At 63.7% G+C, this 17,235-nt stretch carries 14 protein-coding genes; 2 read left to right on the top strand and 12 right to left on the bottom strand.

All coding sequences use genetic code 11. The features are described 5' to 3' along the window. Positions 1-168 precede the first annotated feature (168 nt). The 6 genes from ACZXDY_RS17260 to ltnD form a co-directional block, all read right to left on the bottom strand. Positions 169-1,365 carry an efflux RND transporter periplasmic adaptor subunit gene (locus tag ACZXDY_RS17260; RefSeq protein ID WP_208819917.1) on the bottom strand — a complete coding sequence of 399 codons (1,197 nt, stop codon included), beginning with the start codon at positions 1,363-1,365 and terminating at the stop codon, positions 169-171. Further along, a complete protein-coding gene (locus ACZXDY_RS17255; protein ID WP_028164953.1) occupies positions 1,355-4,534 on the bottom strand; it encodes an efflux RND transporter permease subunit in 3,180 nt (1,059 codons plus the stop codon). The genes ACZXDY_RS17260 and ACZXDY_RS17255 overlap by 11 nt, the downstream gene beginning before the upstream one ends. Positions 4,535-4,737: 203 nt before the next feature. Further along, positions 4,738-6,429, bottom strand: coding sequence for a methyl-accepting chemotaxis protein (locus ACZXDY_RS17250; RefSeq protein ID WP_464346319.1), 1,692 nt, complete (start codon positions 6,427-6,429; stop codon positions 4,738-4,740). A gap of 177 nt (positions 6,430-6,606) precedes the next feature. Then, entirely contained in the window at positions 6,607-7,884 is a 1,278-nt protein-coding gene (otnK, locus tag ACZXDY_RS17245; RefSeq protein ID WP_028164955.1) for a 3-oxo-tetronate kinase, read from the bottom strand. After that, positions 7,881-8,663, bottom strand: coding sequence for a 2-oxo-tetronate isomerase (gene otnI, locus ACZXDY_RS17240; RefSeq protein WP_028164956.1), 783 nt, complete (start codon positions 8,661-8,663; stop codon positions 7,881-7,883). Before otnI ends, otnK begins: the two co-directional genes overlap by 4 nt. Positions 8,664-8,675: 12 nt before the next feature. Next, a complete protein-coding gene (ltnD, locus tag ACZXDY_RS17235; protein ID WP_464346337.1) occupies positions 8,676-9,617 on the bottom strand; it encodes an L-threonate dehydrogenase in 942 nt (313 codons plus the stop codon). A gap of 74 nt (positions 9,618-9,691) precedes the next feature. On the opposite strand from ltnD, the gene otnC reads away from it, so the two are divergent. Beyond that, a complete protein-coding gene (gene otnC, locus ACZXDY_RS17230) occupies positions 9,692-10,348 on the top strand; it encodes a 3-oxo-tetronate 4-phosphate decarboxylase (RefSeq protein ID WP_464346318.1) in 657 nt (218 codons plus the stop codon). 207 nt (positions 10,349-10,555) lie between these two features. On the opposite strand, the gene ACZXDY_RS17225 is transcribed toward otnC, so the two are convergent. The 6 genes from ACZXDY_RS17225 to ACZXDY_RS17200 all read right to left on the bottom strand — a co-directional run bounded on the left by ACZXDY_RS17225 (position 10,556) and on the right by ACZXDY_RS17200 (position 16,158). Further along, a complete protein-coding gene (locus ACZXDY_RS17225; RefSeq protein ID WP_130226579.1) occupies positions 10,556-11,260 on the bottom strand; it encodes an ABC transporter ATP-binding protein in 705 nt (234 codons plus the stop codon). Further along, positions 11,244-11,975 carry an ABC transporter ATP-binding protein gene (locus ACZXDY_RS17220; protein ID WP_028164960.1) on the bottom strand — a complete coding sequence of 244 codons (732 nt, stop codon included), beginning with the start codon at positions 11,973-11,975 and terminating at the stop codon, positions 11,244-11,246. The genes ACZXDY_RS17225 and ACZXDY_RS17220 overlap by 17 nt, the downstream gene beginning before the upstream one ends. Further along, the gene (locus ACZXDY_RS17215; RefSeq protein WP_464346317.1) at positions 11,972-12,964 is read right to left on the bottom strand and encodes a branched-chain amino acid ABC transporter permease; all 993 of its coding nucleotides are present in this window, start codon (positions 12,962-12,964) and stop codon (positions 11,972-11,974) included. Before ACZXDY_RS17215 ends, ACZXDY_RS17220 begins: the two co-directional genes overlap by 4 nt. Then, positions 12,964-13,842, bottom strand: coding sequence for a branched-chain amino acid ABC transporter permease (locus tag ACZXDY_RS17210; RefSeq protein WP_028164962.1), 879 nt, complete (start codon positions 13,840-13,842; stop codon positions 12,964-12,966). The genes ACZXDY_RS17215 and ACZXDY_RS17210 overlap by 1 nt, the downstream gene beginning before the upstream one ends. Before the next feature lie 162 nt (positions 13,843-14,004). Then, positions 14,005-15,249: an ABC transporter substrate-binding protein gene (locus ACZXDY_RS17205; protein WP_028164963.1), complete on the bottom strand. Its 1,245-nt coding sequence runs from the start codon at positions 15,247-15,249 to the stop codon at positions 14,005-14,007. A 90-nt stretch (positions 15,250-15,339) separates the two neighbouring features. Continuing rightward, positions 15,340-16,158 (bottom strand): putative hydro-lyase, encoded by an 819-nt coding sequence (locus ACZXDY_RS17200; protein ID WP_464346316.1) that lies wholly within the window; start codon positions 16,156-16,158, stop codon positions 15,340-15,342. Between the two features lie 119 nt (positions 16,159-16,277). Here ACZXDY_RS17200 and ACZXDY_RS17195 point away from each other — a divergent pair, with 119 nt between their 5' ends. Further along, positions 16,278-17,195 carry a LysR family transcriptional regulator gene (locus ACZXDY_RS17195; RefSeq protein WP_464346315.1) on the top strand — a complete coding sequence of 306 codons (918 nt, stop codon included), beginning with the start codon at positions 16,278-16,280 and terminating at the stop codon, positions 17,193-17,195. Positions 17,196-17,235 lie beyond the last annotated feature (40 nt).

Below are 17,235 nucleotides of genomic sequence, written 5' to 3'. Positions count from 1 at the left end.
GCGCATGCAATGCGCGACGGATGAGGGGTTGTCTCCGCGAGCGATTGTGCTTGTGGAGAGAACCCCTCACCCAAGCGAGTCCGTTGCTGGCAACGGCGCAGCCCTCTCCCACAAGGGGAGAGGGCACAGCAATCGGCTTCGGCGCGATCTCGTAAGGGAGCGCCGCCCCTACCCCTTCACGTCCTGCTTCTCGGAGGCCGTGGTCGGCTTCTTCGCGCCGCCGCCGACCACACGGACCTGGTCGCCGTCGTTGATGCCGTCGGGCGGGGCGATGATGATGCGGTCGTCGGCGGTGAGGCCGGAGGCGATCTCGATCTCCTTGCCGAGGTCGCGGGCGATCGTCACCTTCTTGAACAGGATCTTGTCATCGGCGCCGACGGTCGCAACGCGCAGGCCGTTGCTGTCGAAGATCAGCGCGCTGGCGGGGATGTGCAGCGGAATGGTGTCGCGCTGCAACGTCAGCTTCACATTGGCATAACCGCCGGGCATCAACTCGCCGCTGGAGTTGTCCAGCGCGAGTTGCATGCGCGTCGTTCCCGAGCTGACATCGACCGCCTGCGAGGACGTTTCCACGGTCGCCGTAAAGGTGCGGTTCGGATATTCCGGCAGCGTGATGACAGCCTTGGCGCCCATCTTGATCGACGGCACGAAGTTCTGCGGCACATTCACATAGACGCGCAGCTTGGAGATGTCGGAGACGATGAACATCGCCGGGCCCGCGCCGCCGCCGGCATTGATCAGCGCGCCGACGTCGGTGTTGCGCTCGGTGACGACGCCGTCGAAGGGCGCAGTGATCTTCTTGTAGCCGGCGAGCGCTTCCAGCCGTTCGACATTGGCCTGACCGGAATTGACGGCGGCCTTCTTGTTGGAGAGATCGGCGGTGCGCTCGTCGATCTCCTGCATCGAGACGAAGTTCGAGGCGAGCAGCGACCGGCGCCGGGTCAGCGTTGCTTCCGACAGTTTGGCGCTGGCCTGCTGGCTCGCGAGGTCAGCTCTTGCCTGCAGCAATTGCTGGTCGAGGTCGGGCGCCTCGATTTCGGCGATCACCTGCCCGGCCTTGACGCGGGCGCCGATGTCGACGCTCCAGCTCTTCAAGTAACCGGATACGCGCGCGAAGATCGGGGCACGGTAATAGGCTTCCAGGCGCCCCGGCAGGTCGATGGTGGGGTTGAGCACCTTGGCGCTCGGCGGCGCCACCGCGACGCTCGGAATGGCCTGATTATCGGTCCATTCCTTCAGCTTGGTGCCCTGCTCCTCGCGGGCACGGATGCCGGTGATGACGACGAGGACCAGGCCGACACCGGCCGCAAGCCCGAAAATGCCCAGTTTCCAGCGCGAGACCGGCGGGCGTTGGTCAGTGGGCATGCGACATCTCCGGTGCGGCGGCGGCGCTGGCGCCTTGCTTCTTGTGTACCATACTAAAGACGACGGGAACAAACATGAGTGTGGCGAACGTTGCAAAGATCAGGCCGCCGATCACGGCGCGGCCCAGCGGGGCGTTCTGCTCGCCACCCTCGCCCAAGCCGAGCGCCATCGGCGCCATGCCGATGATCATGGCCAGCGCCGTCATCAGCACCGGGCGGAAACGGACGAAACCGGCCTCGAGCGCGGCGGCAATGGGATCGCCGAGCTGCTCGTAGCGCTCGCGGGCGAAGCTGATGACCAGCACGCTGTTGGCGGTGGCAACACCCATGCACATGATCGCGCCGGTCAGCGCCGGCACCGACAGCGTGGTCTCGGTGGTGAACAGCATCCAGACGATGCCGGCGAGCGCTGCCGGCAGCGCGGTGATGATCACGAACGGATCGGACCAGGACTGGAAGTTCACGACGATCAGGAGATAGATCAGCACGACGGCGCCGAGCAGGCCGAACAACAGGCCGGAGAACGCACTGTTCATGGTCTGCACCTGGCCGAGCAGCACCACCGAGCTTCCCTTCGGCACGTCCTTTGCGGTCTCGGCGATCAGCGCCCGCACGTCGGTGGCAACGGCGCCAAGGTCGCGGCCCTGCGTCGTGGCGTAGATCTGCACCATGGACTGGATGTCGTATTGGGAAACCACCGCGCTCGAGGTCGAGCGCGTGATGTCGGCAATGCCGCCGAGGATCGGCGACTGCGGATTGCCGGTCGCGGTGATCGGCAGCGTCTGCAAGGCGCTCAGCGAGTCGATCTGGTATTGCGGCGTCTGCATCACGATCGAATAGGACACGCCGTTATCCGGATTGAGATAGTAGGTCGGCGCAACCTGCGAGCTGCCGGCGAGATTGACGACGAGGCTGTTGGTGACGTCGCGCTCGGTCAGCCCGACATATTGCGCGCGGGTGCGGTCGACATCGATATTGAAGGTCGGGTTGTTTGGCGATTGCTGGATGCGCGCGTCGGCAATGCCGGGAATGCGACGGATCCGGCTCAGCAGCTTGTTGGCATAAGCGAAATTGGCATCGAGATTGGCGCCGCGGATCTGCAGGTCGATCGGCGCCGGCGCACCGAAGTTCAGGATCTGGCTGACGATATCGGCAGGCAGGAACGAGAAGCTGATGCCGGGGAACATCCGCGGCAGTTGCTCGCGCAGCACCTGGACATATTGCTCGGTCGGCCTGTGGCCTTCCTTCAGCTTGACCTGGATGTCGCCATCCTGCGGGCCGATCACGCCGGTGTTGTTGTAGGTCATGTTGATGCCGGAGATCGGCATGCCGATATTGTCGGCCAGCGTGTCGATCTCCTCGGGCGGGATGATCTTGCGGATCGCCTTCTGCACCTCGGCGAGCTGGTTGGCAGTCTCCTCGACGCGGGTGCCGACCTGGGTGCGGACGTGCATCAGGATGTTGCCGGCGTCGACCGACGGAAAGAAGTTGCGGCCGAGGAAAGGCACCAGCAGCATGGACACCGCGACGAAGCCGAGGAAACAGCTGACGAAGATGGCACGGTGTCCGAGCGCCATCGCCAGCATGTCGCGATAGGCGCGGCGGATGCGCTCGAACCGCGCCTCGAAGCCGCGCTGGAACAGCTTGAACGGATTGCGCGTCGGCGGCAGCCCGCCCTCGTGATGCACATGGGGCTGCAGCAGATATTTCGCCATCGTCGGCACCAGCGTGCGCGACAGGATGAACGACCAGATCATCGCGAACATCACCGCTTCCGCCATTGGCACGAACAGGAAGCGCGCAACGCCGGTCAGGAAGAACATCGGCACGAACACGATGCAGATGCAGAGCAGCGAGACGAATGCCGGCGTGACGATCTGGTTGGCGCCGTCGAGAATCGACTGTTCGACCGGCTTGCCCTGCTCCAGATGGTAATTGATGTTCTCGATCGTCACGGTGGCGTCATCGACGAGGATGCCGACCGCGAGCGCCAATCCGCCGAGCGTCATGATGTTCAGCGTCTCGCCGATCGCCGACAGCATGATGATGGCGCCGAGAACCGACAGCGGGATCGAGACCGCGATGATGATCGTCGACCGCCAGCTCCCGAGGAACAGCAAGATCATCACGCTGGTGAGTAATGCAGCAATGACGCCTTCGAAGGCGACGCCGGTGATGGCGCCGCGGACGAACACCGACTGATCGCCGATGAAGCCGATCTTCAGCGCGTCCGGAAGCTGGTCCTTGACGTCGATCACCTTCTGCTTGATGCCGGCGATGATATCGAGCGTCGAGATCGCGCCGGCCTTCAGCACCATCATCAGCACCGAGCGGTTGCCGTCGACATGGACGATGTTGGTCTGCGGCGGGTTGCCGTCGCGGACGGTGGCGACATCCCGAACATAGACCATGGCGCCGTTGACGGTCCTGATCGGCAGATTGCCGAGATCCTCCATCTTCAGCGGCGAGTTGTTGAGCTGGATGTTGTATTCAAACTGACCGATCTTCTGCGTGCCTACCGGCGTGATCAGATTTTGTGCAGCGAGCGCATTGGCCACGTCCTGCCCGGACAGTCCGCGCGCCTGCAGCGCCGTGGAGTTGAGGTCGATCTGCACCTGACGCTGCTTGCCGCCGAATGGGTACGGTATGGCGGCGCCCGGCACGGTGACGAGCGGCGTGCGGAGCTGGTTGATGCCGATGTCGGCGAGATTCTGCTCGGTCAGCCCCTCACCGGACAGCGCCACCTGAATGATCGGTACCGTGGAGGCGCTGTAGTTCAGGATCAAAGGCGGTGTCGCGCCCGGCGGCATCTGCTTCAAAAGCGTCTGCGAGATCGCCGTGACCTGGGCGTTGGCGGTGCGGATGTCGACATTCGGCTGGAAGAAAATCTTGATGATGCCGAAGCCGTTGTAGGAATTGGCGACGATATGCTCGATATCGTTGACGGTGGTCGTCAGCGCGCGCTGAAATGGCGTGGTGATGCGCCCGGACATCTGGTCCGGCGGCAGTCCGGTGTACTGCCAGACCACCCCGATCACGGGGATGCGGATGTCGGGAAAGATATCGGTGGGCGTGCGCAGCGCGGCGAGCGGTCCGACAATGAGGAGCAGCAGCGCGAGCACGACAAACGTATACGGCCGGCTCAGCGCGATACGGACCAGTGCAACCATTGACGAGTTATTCCCCGGAACCCGTAAAATGTACGGGGGATTGGCGCCCCTACAGGCCAATTCACTTGCGTCGATCTAGCGAAAAACGGGCCAAAAGCCAACTTTGCGCGACGCAATCCGCGTTCACATCCTCGACATAGCTGCCGGGCCGGACCGGCCGCGGAGTGGACCGCGGCCGGGAATTATCGCTACTAATTAAGTAATTAAGCCGCGCGCACCGATTCCAGGAACTTGCTGACCTCGACCTTGAGGCGGCTGCTGTCGCCGGACAATGCCTTTGCCGCCGAGAGCACCTGCGATGAGGCCGACCCGGTCTCGGTCGCGCCGCGCTGCACGTCGGTGATGTTGGCCGAGACCTGGTGGGTGCCCTGGGCGGCCTGCTGGACGTTGCGCGAGATTTCCTGCGTAGCCGCGCCCTGCTCCTCCACCGCCGCGGCGATGGTCGAGGAGATCTCCGACAGCCGTTCGATGGTGTTGCTGATTTCCTTGATCGCGTTCACCGAGTCCTGGGTGGCGGCCTGGATGCCGGTGATCTGCTGGCCGATCTCGCCAGTGGCTTTCGCGGTCTGCTCGGCCAGCGCCTTCACTTCGGAGGCGACCACCGCAAAGCCGCGGCCGGCCTCGCCGGCGCGTGCCGCCTCGATGGTCGCGTTCAGCGCCAGCAGGTTGGTCTGGCCCGCGATCGTGTTGATGAGCTCGACGACGTCGCCGATCCGTGCCGCCGCCTTCGAGAGCTCGCTGACACGGTCGTTGGTGCTGCGGGCCTGGCCGACGGCGTCGCCCGCCATCCGTGCTGATTCCTGGACCTGGCGGCTGATCTCGGTGACGGAGGATGACAGCTCCTCGGTCGCGGACGCCACCGACTGCACGTTGGTGGACGCCTCTTCCGAGGCGGAGGCGACCGTGGTGGTCAATTCCTGCGAGCGTGTGGCAGTCGAGGAGAGCGTGCCGGCCGCGGCTTCGAGCTGGGTCGAGGCGGAAGAGACGGTCTGGACGATCTCGCCGATCATGGTCTCGAAATTGCGGGTGATGGCGTCGACCCGGCGGCCGCGCTCGATCTTTGCTTCGGCGTCGGCGGCTGCAGCCTCGTCGGCGGCCTTCTTGGCGATCAACGCTTCCTTGAACACCTGAAGCGCATCGGCCATCGTGCCGATTTCGGTCTTCTCGCCCTGGTGCGGGACTTCGGCGGTCAGATCCCCATTTCCGAGCGCCTGCATCGGCTTGACGATGGAGGCGATCCCGGCCGAGACGTCGCGGATCAACAGGAAACTGATGGCGGCGCCAACAAGCACCGCTGCCAAGAGAATGACAGCGAGTATCGCGAAGGCGGAAGAGTAGTTGGCGGCGGCGTCCTCCGCAGCCTTGTCGGCACCCACCTTGTTGAGCTCGATGTCCTTGAGGAGAATCGCGTCGGCGTCGAGCCCGATCTTGTTCACGGTCTTGCTGTTCAGCTCATGCGCGTCATGCGGGATCTTGCCGACATCCCTGCGCGACAAAGCCATCACCTCTTCGGTGCCCTTCCTGTATCGATCCCAGGTGTCCGACCATTGAGCATAGAGCGCCCGCTCCTCCGGGGAGGTGATCATCGTTTCATAGCTCTTGCGGGCCTTCATGTTGCCCTCGACAACGGTGACCAGAGTCTTCTCCGCGGCCAGCTTCTCCTCGAGCGTTTCCGAGAGCATATGCTCACGGATCACGTTGCGGTAGGTAATGACACCAGCGCGAAGCTCACCGAGCACCCGGACGCTCGGCAGCCAGCTCGTCGTGATGTCGACCGTATTGGCATTGATCGCCTGCATGTTGCGGACGGCGAGGAGCCCCATGCCCGTCATCGCGAGGAGCAGCAGCGCAACCACGGTGATGATCTTGGCGCGGATCGAGTATTTGGCGAACATCTCAGAATCTCTTGGTGTTGCGCGTGTCGGGCACGTCGGGTGATGCAAGGTGCTTTGGTTTAGAAGGATGCCTTACTGGCAATCAAATCGCGCAACTTCTGAGGTCGCGTTAATTTGTCCCTCCGTAGAGTTACGGTAAATGAAAACCGTCACTAACAAATGAACGAAGCGATGAGATCAGCGCATCAACGCAAGCGCGTCCGAGAAAAATTGCGGTCCGCCGAAATTGCCTGATTTCAAGGCGAGCAGCATCTCGCCTTTGTTCGCGCCGACCGCACGCAGAACTGGTACACCAGCGGCGATCTCCACGCCGACGAGAAAACCTGGAATTCGCAAACGATCGACCACGGCGCCTGACGTCTCACCACCGGCGACCACCAATCGACGCACGCCGTGTTCGACGAGACCTTCCGCGATGTCTGCCATCGCCTGCTCGATGGCATGCCCGGCTGCATCACGGCCATAACGGGACTGCAGAGCTGCGACTTCGTCGGGCGTGGCGCTGCTGGCGATCAGCACCGGCCCTTCGCTGATCCGGTCGCGGGCCCAGGCGAGCGCGCGATGGACTTCATCCTTGCCGGTCACGATCCGCTCGGGGTCGAGATGCAGCACGGCCATGCTGCGCTCGGCATTGGCGATCTGCTGCAGTGTCGCTTGCGAACAGCTTCCGGCGAGACAGGCGGCTGGCCCTCCGACCAGCGCCTCGGCCGTCACGCTTGCGGCTTCTGGCCTGACTTTTTCGGAGTCAACCAGCGCCCTAGCAAGCCCGAGCCCGATCCCGGAAGCGCCGACCGAAACGCGATGATCCAGCGCCACGGTGCCGATGGTGCCGAGGTCGCGGTCGAACACGGCATCGATGATGGCGGCGCCAAATCCGCCGGCGACGAGATCCGCAAGGCGCGCGCGAACAGCGTCCGGGCCACGCGCAACGGTGGCAAGGTCGACCAGCCCGACCTTGGTCCTGCTCTGGCATGCCAGCACGCGCACCAGGTTCGAGTCATGCATCGGGTTGAGCGGATGATCCTTGAGCGGGCTTTCATTCAACGGCACCGACCCGACGAATAGATTGCCCTGGTATACAGTGCGGCCGGTTTCCGGGAATGCCGGCGTGACTAGTACGATGTTGTCGCGGGAGTCCTCACGCAGCGCATCCATCACCGGGCCGATATTGCCAGCGTCGGTTGAATCGAAGGTCGAGCAGATCTTGAACAGCACATGCGAAGCGCCGCGGCTACGCAGCCATTTCTCGGCCGCGCGCGAGCGGGTGACCGCCTGGCTCGCCTCGATCGAGCGGCTCTTCAGCGAGACCACCACAGCATCGACCTCGGGCAAAGCGAGATCGTCCGATGGCACGCCAATCGTCTGCACCGTGCGCAGGCCGGCACGGGTCAGCGTGTTGGCGAGATCGGAGGCGCCGGTGTAGTCGTCGGCGATACAGCCCAGCGCCAAAGTCATGCTTTTGCTCCGGCATAGGGCTTGAACCAGCCGAGGCCATCGACGGTCTTGCCACGCGGATTATATTCGCAGCCGACGAAGCCGGCATAGCCGAGCCGGTCGAGCTCATCGAACAGGAACGGATAGTTCAGCTCTTCGCCATCGGGCTCGTTGCGCGAGGGGATGCTGGCGATCTGGGTGTGGCCGATGATCGGCATCATCTCACGCAACCGCATGGTGACATCGCCATGGATGATCTGGCAGTGATAGATGTCGAACTGCAACTTCAGGTTCGGAATCTTCAACTCGTTGATCAGATCACGTGCAAAGCCGAAATCGTTGAGGAAATAGCCGGGCACGTTGCGTGGATTGATCGGCTCGATCACGACGTCGAGGCCATGCGGCGCGAAGAACTCGGCGGCCCATGTAACGGACTTATAAAATGCCTCGACCGCCTTGCTGTCGCTTCGGTCGGCAATGCCCGCCATCAGGTGCACGCGCTTGACGCCGGTCGCTTCCGCATAAGGGAGCGCGGTGGCGAGGCTCGCCTGCAGGTCGGCAAACCGCGCCGGCAGCGCCGCGAAACCTTTCTCTCCGGCCGCCCAATCGCCCGGCGGCAGGTTGAACAACGCCTGCGTCAGACCGTTCTTGCGCAGCCGCTCGCCGATCTCCTTCGCCGGATGGTCATAGGGAAACAGGAACTCCACCGCGGTAAAGCCGGCTTTCGCCGCAGCCTCGAAACGGTCGAGGAACGCGACCTCGTTGAACATCATGGTGAGATTGGCGGCAAAGCGGGGCATCGCGTGTCCTTATTAATTGTGTTCGCCGGGCAGCTTGGTGCCGGTGACGCGAGCGTACATCCGCGCCACCGAGGCGTCGTCATCACGCCCCATGCCGGCGGCGGCCGTCATCAGGAACATCTGCAGCGCCGCGGCTGCAACCGGCACCGGGAATTTCGCTGACCGAGCCATGTCCTGGATAATGCCCAGATCCTTGACGAAAATCTCCACCGCGCTGCGCGGCGTGTAGTCGCCGTCGAGCACATGCGGCATGCGGTTCTCGAACATCCAGGAATTGCCGGCGGAGGCCGTGATCACCTCATAGACCTTGCGGATATCGAGGCCTTGCTTGGCCGCGAACGCCATGGCCTCCGAGGCGGCGGCGATATGCACGCCGGCGAGTAGCTGGTTGATCATCTTGAACGCGGCGCCCTGCCCGGCCGCATCGCCGAGTTCATAGAGCTTGGCCGCCATCGCATCGAGCGCGGGACGGGCTTTTGCGAACGCCGCCGCGCTGCCGGAAGCAAGGATGGTGAGTTCGCCCTGCGCTGCGCGCTGGGCACCGCCCGAGATCGGGGCATCCAGATAATGCCGGCCCGTCGCCTCGAGCTTGGCTGCCAATCGCCGCGCCACATCAGGGTCCATGGTCGCGGAGGAGACGAACACGGATCCCTTCGGCAACGTCTCGGCGACGCGGTTCTCGCCGAACAGGATCGTTTCGGTCTGGGCGGCGTTGACGACCACGCTGACCACGATGTCGGCGCCATCGGCGGCTTCCTTCGGCGTCTTGGCGCCCTTGCCGCCGCCCTGGACAAACCGTGCGACGCTGTCGGCCGACACGTCGCAGCCGGTCACCTCAAAGCCTGCGCGCAACAGCGAGGTCGCCATGCCTGATCCCATCGAGCCGAGCCCGATCACGGCGACGCGGGTTTTTGACTGGTCAGGCATGCGGCGGTCCCTCACATTTTTCTTCAGGCTTGTCCCCTGCGTATCACGGCTTGGCCGCCGTGCCAAAGCGTGAGACAAGGCGACAAACGGGTATGGCTGCCATGAGCGAAACAAAGCTCCGTGAGGAAATCTGCCGCTTCGGCCGCTCGCTGTTCGAGCGCGGGCTGACGCCGGGCTCGTCAGGCAATATCAGCGTGAGACTGGACGATGGCGGCTGGCTGGTGACGCCGACCAATGCCTCGCTCGGTTTCCTCGACCCCGCCAGGATGTCGCGGCTCGATGCCGATGGGCGGCTGCTCTCGGGCGACGCGCCGACCAAGGAGGTGCCGCTGCACACCGCGCTTTACCAGACCCGCGGCGCGGCGCGTGCTGTCGTGCATCTGCATTCGACCCATTCGGTGGCTCTCTCGATGCTGCCCGAGATCGACCCGCGCGCCGCGCTGCCGCCGCTCACCGCCTATTATGTGATGAAATGCGGCCAGACCGCGCTGGTGCCTTATTATCGACCCGGCGATCCCGCGGTGGCCGACGCGATCAAGGGATTGGCGGGCAAATATTCGTCGGTGCTGCTCGCCAATCATGGGCCTGTGGTTTCAGGCGACACGCTGGAAGCCGCGGTGTTCGCGACGGAGGAACTGGAAGAGACCGCGAAGCTCTATCTGCTGCTGCGCGGGCTGAACCCGCGCTATCTCTCGCCGGAGCAGGTGGCGGATTTGACGAAGGTGTTCGGGCTGAAGCTGCCGGAGCATGGGCACTAGCCCTTCCGAATTCGTCATGGCCGGGCTTGTCCCGGCCATCCACGTTCTTTGCATCCGGAAAGAAAGATCGTGGATGCCCGGGACAAGCCCGGGCATGACGGAGAACCTACCGTTTCGTCATTGCGAGCGAAGCGAAGCAATCCATTTTTCTCCGCGCGCGTGGAGAGGTGGATTGCTTCGCTGCGCTCGCAATGACGGGGACGCGGATCAAAGCCCCAGATAGGCCTTGCGCACGTCGGGGTTGGTGCTGATCTCAGCCGCCGGGCCCTGCATCAGCACGCGGCCGGTCTGCAGGATGTAGGCGCGGTCGGCGATCTCAAGACATTCGGCCATGCGCTGCTCGACGATCAACACGGTCATGCCGGCGTCGCGGATGCGCTTCACTGCCTGGAAGATCTCGTCGACGAGCTTTGGCATGATGCCCTGCGACGGCTCGTCGAGCATCAAGAGCCGCGGGCGGGTCATCAGCGCGCGGCCGATCGCGAGCATCTGCTGCTCACCGCCGGACAGCGTCTCGGCGCGCTGCTCCAGCCGCTCCGAAAGCCGCGGGAACAATTTGAACACGAGATCGAGCGGCTCGTCACGATTGGCTTCACTGCGGTAGAGATAACTGCCGAGGCGAAGATTGTCGCGCACCGACAGGCGCGGAAACAGCCGGCGGTTTTCCGGCACGAAGGCGATGCCGCCGGCGGTAATGACATGCTGCGGCTTGCCGTCGATCCGGGCCCCGTCGAAGGTGACGGTGCCGGAGCGTGGGCGCTCAGCGCCGGCGATCGATTTCAGAAGCGTCGACTTGCCGGCCCCGTTGGCGCCGGCAACGCAGACGATCTCGCCCTTGGCGACCTCGATCGAGACCGCGGAGATCGCGACCAGCCCCTGATAGGCGGTGGTGACTTCATGCACCGACAGCATGACGATCCCCAAGATAGGCGGTGATGACCTTCGGGTCGCGCACGACCTCGGTTGGCTTGCCCTCGACCAGCACCTTGCCAAGGTCGAGCACGATGGCGCGGTCGACCAGCGGCATCACGATCTCCATGACATGCTCGACCATCAGCACGGTGACGCCGGTGTCGCGCACCTTGCGCACGAGTTCGACGCCGGTCTTGGCCTCCACCGGTGTCAGGCCGGTCAAGACTTCATCGAGCAGCAGCAGTTTTGGTTCGGTCGCGAGCGCGCGGGCCACTTCGAGACGCCGCTTCTCTGATGGCACCAGATCGCTTGCCAGCACGTTGGCACGCGTGCCGAGCCCGCAGAATTCCAGCACCTCATGCGCCTTGCGGCGGGCGACGCGCATCACGGTGTTGCGGATCAGCGCGCCGACGATGACGTTGTCGATCACAGTCATGGTCTCGAAGCTTTTCACCACCTGAAAGGTGCGGCCGATGCCGCGCTGGCAGCGTTCCGCCGCCGGCAATCTCGTGACATCCTCGCCATCGAACCAGATCGAGCCTTGAGTGGGCGGCAGCACGCCGGCGATCAGGTTGAACAGGGTCGACTTGCCGGCGCCGTTCGGGCCGATCAGCCCGACGATTTCGCCGCGGCCGACCGAGATCGAGACGTCGCTGTTGGCGACCAGGCCGCCGAACCGCTGCCAGACGCCACGGGTTTCCAGGAGCGCCGTCATCGCACGGCCGCCTTGCGCCAAAAGAACTTGGGCCGTGCGAACAAGCTCACCAGCCCGCGCGGCAGTGCGAGCGAGATCAGCACGATCAGCGTGCCGTAGACGATCAGGTCGACGCCGCGTCCCGAACCGCCGATGAAGGATCGGGTCAGTTCGGTCAGCGGGATCAGGATCACGGCGCCAAGCACCGGTCCCCACAGCGTGCCGATGCCGCCGAGCACCGCGGGCAGCGCCATCAGCAGCGAGAACTGGAAGCCCATCACGCTTTCAGGATCGATGTAGGAGACGAACTGTGCATAGAAGCTGCCGCCGACGGCGACCAGGAACGCGGAGACCGCTGCCGCCCCCATCTTGGAATTGAACACGACGACGCCAAGGCTTTCGGCCGCGTCCGGATTGTCCTTCACCGCGCGCCACCAATAGCCCCATTTGGAGTCCTCCAGCCACCAGGTGACGAACCAGGCGACGCAGGCAAGCGCCAGCGCGAAATAGAAATAAGGCAGCTTGCTGCGCGTGAACTGGAATTTCAGCCAGCTATCGCCACGCACCGGGATATCGATGCCGAGCGCCGCCCCCGCCCACTCCCAGTTCTGGATCAAGAGCAATCCGATCTCGGCGATGACGATGGTGGCGATGACGAAATAGTGCCCGCGCAGGCGGAAGCAGGGATAGCCGAGCGCCATCGCGATCAGCGCAGAGAGCGCGCCACCGGCAAGCATGCCGAACCAGGGCAGCACGCCGAACTTGGTAAACAGCAGCGCAGTCGTGTAGGCGCCGAGCCCGAAATAAAGCGCGTGACCGAGCGAGATCTGCCCGCAATAGCCAGACAGGATGTTCCAGCTCTGCGAGAGCGCCGCATACATCAGCGTCAGCACCATGACGTTCTGGACGTAGACGTCCTTCACGAACAGCGGCACCAGCGCGGCCACGGCCGCGAGGCAAAAGGCGATGATCAATTCGCGCCGGCGTCGCCTGGTAAAATCCTTGTCCATCACATCGACCCGAACAGGCCGCGCGGGCGGACGAAAACGACGAGCAGATAGACCGCGTAGATGCCGACCGATTTCAGCGAGGGCGGCAGGATCAGCGCGGTGGTCGCCTCGACCAGGCCGACGATGATGCCGCCGGCGAAGGCGCCGAACACGCTGCCGAAGCCGCCGAGCGCCACGGTGACGTAGGCGATCAGCGCGAAGGACGCGCCGACATCGGGATAGACATAGAAGAAGATCGCCATGATGGCGCCGGCGAGTCCGACCAGCGCCGCACCGAGCCCCCAGCCGAGCGCAAACACCCGGTTCTTGTCGATGCCGACCAGCGCCACCGCACCGGCATCCTCACGCGTTGCCTCCAGCGCGCGGCCGAAATCGGTGCGGTGGATGAAGAAGTAGAGTCCCGCGAAGGCCGCGATCGACAGCAGCGCGCCGACGAGCTGCGGTTCCGGCAGGAAGATGCCGCCGACCGAGATGGTTTTCCCGCCGAGCCAGGAATTGGTGACGCTGCGATAATCCGGCGTAAAGAAGAACTGCGCCAGTCCGCGCATCACGATGGCAAGGCCGAAGGTCGAGAAGATCTGCACCATGCCGGCATTGGCCTTGGCGCGCACGGCAAAGCGCACGATCAAGAGATAGACGATCGCCCCGAACACGAACAGAGCCGCCGCCACAAGCGGCGCCGACAACAGCGGGTCGATGGCGAAGAACGCGAACAGGAAGAATGTCGCGTACATCGCGATCATCAGGAACTCGCCATGGGCGAAGTTCACGACGTCCATCAGGCCGAAGATCAGCGCCAGCCCGACGGCGATCAGTCCATAGAGCAGCCCCATCAGGAGGCCGCTCGCCAGACTCTGGATAATGGTCTCGGCTGTCACTGCCGTTTCGCTCCTGTCAACAGATCACTCGATGTCGTCCTGACGAAAGTCAGGACCCATAACCACGACTGCATCGAGGGATGCATAACAACCAATCATCGCGAGAACGCAGACCTGTGGTTATGGGTCCCGGGCCAAGCCCGGGAGGACGTAGAGAGGTGCCTACTTCATCGGCCAGACGGCTTCGGCCACTGCCGCCTGCGGCGGGAAGATGGTGACGAACTTGCCGCCGATGTATTGCAGCAGCACCGGATCGGCGTCGTTGTTCTGGCCCATGTCGTCGAATTTCACGCGCTTCCAGGGCATGATGGTCGCCTCGCCCGGCATGTCGGTCGCGACCAGCGCCTCGCGGATCTTCTCGCCATCGGTGGACTTGGCGCGATTGATGGCGTCAGCCATCACGATCAGGCCCATGAACTGGCGCGAGGAATAGTCGTTGAAGTCCTTGCCCGAGCGCTCCTTATACATCGCGTTGATCTTGCCGACCATCGGCCGCTTGGCGGCGAGATCGAGCGAGAAGCTGCCGCGCGAGATCACGCCTTCGAGCTTGTCGCCGACCGCGTCATACAGCGCCTTCTCGGAGAAGCCAGCGTCCTGGGCCACGATCGCGGGCGGCTTGTAGCCGAGCTCGGCCATGGTCTTCACGAGCAGGATGCCGTCGGTGGTGTAGCTCGAGGGCATCAGCACGTCGGCATTACCAGCCTTGAGTTGCTGCACTTCGGCCGACAGCGACGGCGAGTTGGCGCGGTACTTGATATCGGCAACGATCTTGTAGCCGCGCTCACGTGCGAGCTTGGTCTGGGCGTTGCCGGAGTCGGTGCCGAAGATGGTATCCTCGTGGAACAGCGACAGCGTGTCGATCTTGGTGCCCTTCTTCTTCATCGCATCGAAGAAGTCGAACATCGCGGTCGAGAACATCTCGTCATGGGGTGCCGCGCGGAAATAGAATTTCAGGCCGCGGCGATGCAGGCTCGGCGAGGAATTGTCGGCCGAGATGAAGGGGATCTGGTAACGCTCGCAGATCTGGCTGACGGTGACGGCAACCGCGCTCTGATAGGTACCGACGATGGCGCAGACCTTCTCCTGCGTGATCAGGCGCTCGGCTTCGGCCCGGCCCTTCTGCGGATCGGCCTGGTGATCGGCGAAGACGAGGCGGACCTTGGCGCCGCCGAGACCGGACAGGCCCTCGCCCTTGGCGAGCGGCAGCTCGAAATCATAGTTCTTGTTGATGATGTCGGCCGCGGTCTCGAATGCCTTTTGCGCGTCGACGCCGATCTGGGCGCTTGCGCCGGACAGCGGATAGATCACGCCGATCACCACCTCGCTGGTTTGCGCGCGCGCAGCGATCGGCGCGAGCGCGGCAGCAGCGGTGGCTCCAAGCAACACATTGCGGCGAGTGATCGTCATTTGCGGAAATTCCCCTTAATTGAAGTGTAGCTATCGAATGAAACGGAAGGCGGTTGCGGTAAAGCCTCAAGAAACGGCAGGCGCTGCCCTTTAGAGCACAGCCAACTGCTTGTTCCTCAGATCAGTGATCAGCATCAATCCCGGCGCATGCGTGATCGCGAATGGTAGCTTGGCGTTCGCGATCACCGCCTGCGGTGTCACGCCGCACGCCCAGAATACCGGGATCTCATCGGCTTCGAGCGGAACCGGATCACCATAGTCGGGCTTGGCGATGTCGCTGATGCCAATCAGATGCGGATGGCCGAGGTGCACCGGCGCGCCGTGCACCGAGGGAAAACGCGAGGTGACCTGCACCGCGCGGATCGCATCGGCCGGCTTGAAGGGACGCATCGACACCACCATCGGCCCCGCGAACGGGCCCGACGATCGGCAGGCGATATTGGTGCGGTACATCGGCACCCGCACGTTGCGCTCGATGTGACGGATCGGCAGGCCCTCGTCCATCAGCGCTTCTTCGAACGAGAACGAGCAGCCGAGCACGAAGGTGACGAGATCGTCGCGCCAATGCTGCATGATGTCGGTCGGCTCCTCCACGACCTCGCCGTCGCGCCAGACACGATAGCGCGGCACGTCGGTGCGGATGTCGAGATCAAGGCCGAGCGCGGGGATCCGGGGATCGCCGACGTCAGACATGCCGATAATCGGGCATGGCTTCGGGTTGAGCTGACAGAAGCGGTGGAAGGCCCCTGCGAGCTTTTCTGGCAGGATGGCAAGGTTGCCCTGGACAAAGCCGTTCGCCACGCCGGCGGTGCTCGAAGCCATGCCCTTACGGTACGCCAGCCGGGCCTCTCGGCTCGGAAGCACGGGGTCGTTGTCACGGGCTTGCTGCGCTGCCGCAAAAACAGTCATTTGACCGACCTGCCTAATATCTCGACAAGCGCAGCCAACACCAAGCGTGCTATAAAGTCTAATCTTCCTTTCTAATCGAATTCGATAAATTCTGTTTATCGGATGGGAAAAAGCTTCCAATGCTTGATTTCAGGTCGATCGAAACGTTCCTCTGGGTGGTCAAGCTCGGAAGCTTCCGCGGCGCGGCGCAGCGGCTCAACACGACCCAGCCGGCGATCTCCCAACGCATCGCGCAGCTCGAGCGCGAATTGGGCGTGAAGCTGCTCAATCGCGACCATCGGGTGGCCTCGCCGACGCCAAGCGGCCGGCGGATGATGGTCTATGCGGAGAAGCTGATCGGGCTGCGCTCGGAGATGATGGCCGAGATCGGCGACCGCTCCGCGATGCGCGGCGTGCTCCGGCTCGGCGTGGCCGAGACCATCGTGCACACCTGGCTGACGCGCCTCGTCAAGAGCGTCAACGAGGTCTATCCGAACCTGTCGCTGGAGATCGAAGTCGACATCACGCCGAATTTGAGCGCGCGGCTGCTCGCGCAAGAGATCGAGCTGGCCTTCGTGGTGGGGCCGCTATCGGCGTCGGGCGTGCAGAGCCGCGTGCTTTGCGATTATCCGATCGGATTTCTGGCGAGCCCGGCGCTCGGCCTCGGCAATGGCCCGGTGGCGCGGCATGAGCTGGCGCGCTTTCCGATCATCACCTTTCCCCGCAAGACAGTGCCTTACGAAAGCGTGCGCGCGGTGTTCGAACGGCCAGACCTGCCGCCGATCCGGCTGCACGCAAGCGCCTCGCTGGCAACCGTCATCCACATGGCGATCGAAGGGCTCGGCATCGCCGTGATCCCGTCGGCCATCGTCGAGAACGAACTCGCCGACGGACGGCTGCAACTGCTCGATACCGACATCAACATGGCGCCGCTCACCTTCAACGCAAACTGGCTCACCTCCCCCGACATCGCCGCAATCGAGCGCGTCGCCGACCTCGCGCGCCAGATCGCGCAAGCGAGCCCGTCGGTTGACGAGGCGCTGCGGGCGCGTCATTGAACGAACACCATGTAACGACGCGTCATTCCGGGGCGCCCGC

The sequence above is a fragment of the Bradyrhizobium sp. LeoB3 genome (genome assembly GCF_055456055.1).
Note: the sequence above shows the minus strand (reverse complement) of the source record. Positions and strands in the feature narration are given on the sequence as shown.

Excerpts from the sequence above, each read along its gene's own strand:
- ACZXDY_RS17200 (WP_464346316.1), bottom strand. The coding sequence starts at position 16,158 with ATGACTGTTTTTGCGGCAGCGCAGCAAGCCCGTGACAACGACCCCGTG.
- ACZXDY_RS17250 (WP_464346319.1), bottom strand. The coding sequence starts at position 6,429 with ATGTTCGCCAAATACTCGATCCGCGCCAAGATCATCACCGTGGTTGCG.
- ACZXDY_RS17260 (WP_208819917.1), bottom strand. The coding sequence starts at position 1,365 with ATGCCCACTGACCAACGCCCGCCGGTCTCGCGCTGGAAACTGGGCATT.
- otnI (WP_028164956.1), bottom strand. The coding sequence starts at position 8,663 with ATGCCCCGCTTTGCCGCCAATCTCACCATGATGTTCAACGAGGTCGCG.
- ACZXDY_RS17215 (WP_464346317.1), bottom strand. The coding sequence starts at position 12,964 with ATGGACAAGGATTTTACCAGGCGACGCCGGCGCGAATTGATCATCGCC.
- ACZXDY_RS17255 (WP_028164953.1), bottom strand. The coding sequence starts at position 4,534 with ATGGTTGCACTGGTCCGTATCGCGCTGAGCCGGCCGTATACGTTTGTC.
- ACZXDY_RS17225 (WP_130226579.1), bottom strand. The coding sequence starts at position 11,260 with ATGCTGTCGGTGCATGAAGTCACCACCGCCTATCAGGGGCTGGTCGCG.
- ACZXDY_RS17195 (WP_464346315.1), top strand. The coding sequence starts at position 16,278 with ATGCTTGATTTCAGGTCGATCGAAACGTTCCTCTGGGTGGTCAAGCTC.
- otnC (WP_464346318.1), top strand. The coding sequence starts at position 9,692 with ATGAGCGAAACAAAGCTCCGTGAGGAAATCTGCCGCTTCGGCCGCTCG.
- otnK (WP_028164955.1), bottom strand. The coding sequence starts at position 7,884 with ATGACTTTGGCGCTGGGCTGTATCGCCGACGACTACACCGGCGCCTCC.
- ACZXDY_RS17205 (WP_028164963.1), bottom strand. The coding sequence starts at position 15,249 with ATGACGATCACTCGCCGCAATGTGTTGCTTGGAGCCACCGCTGCTGCC.
- ACZXDY_RS17220 (WP_028164960.1), bottom strand. The coding sequence starts at position 11,975 with ATGACGGCGCTCCTGGAAACCCGTGGCGTCTGGCAGCGGTTCGGCGGC.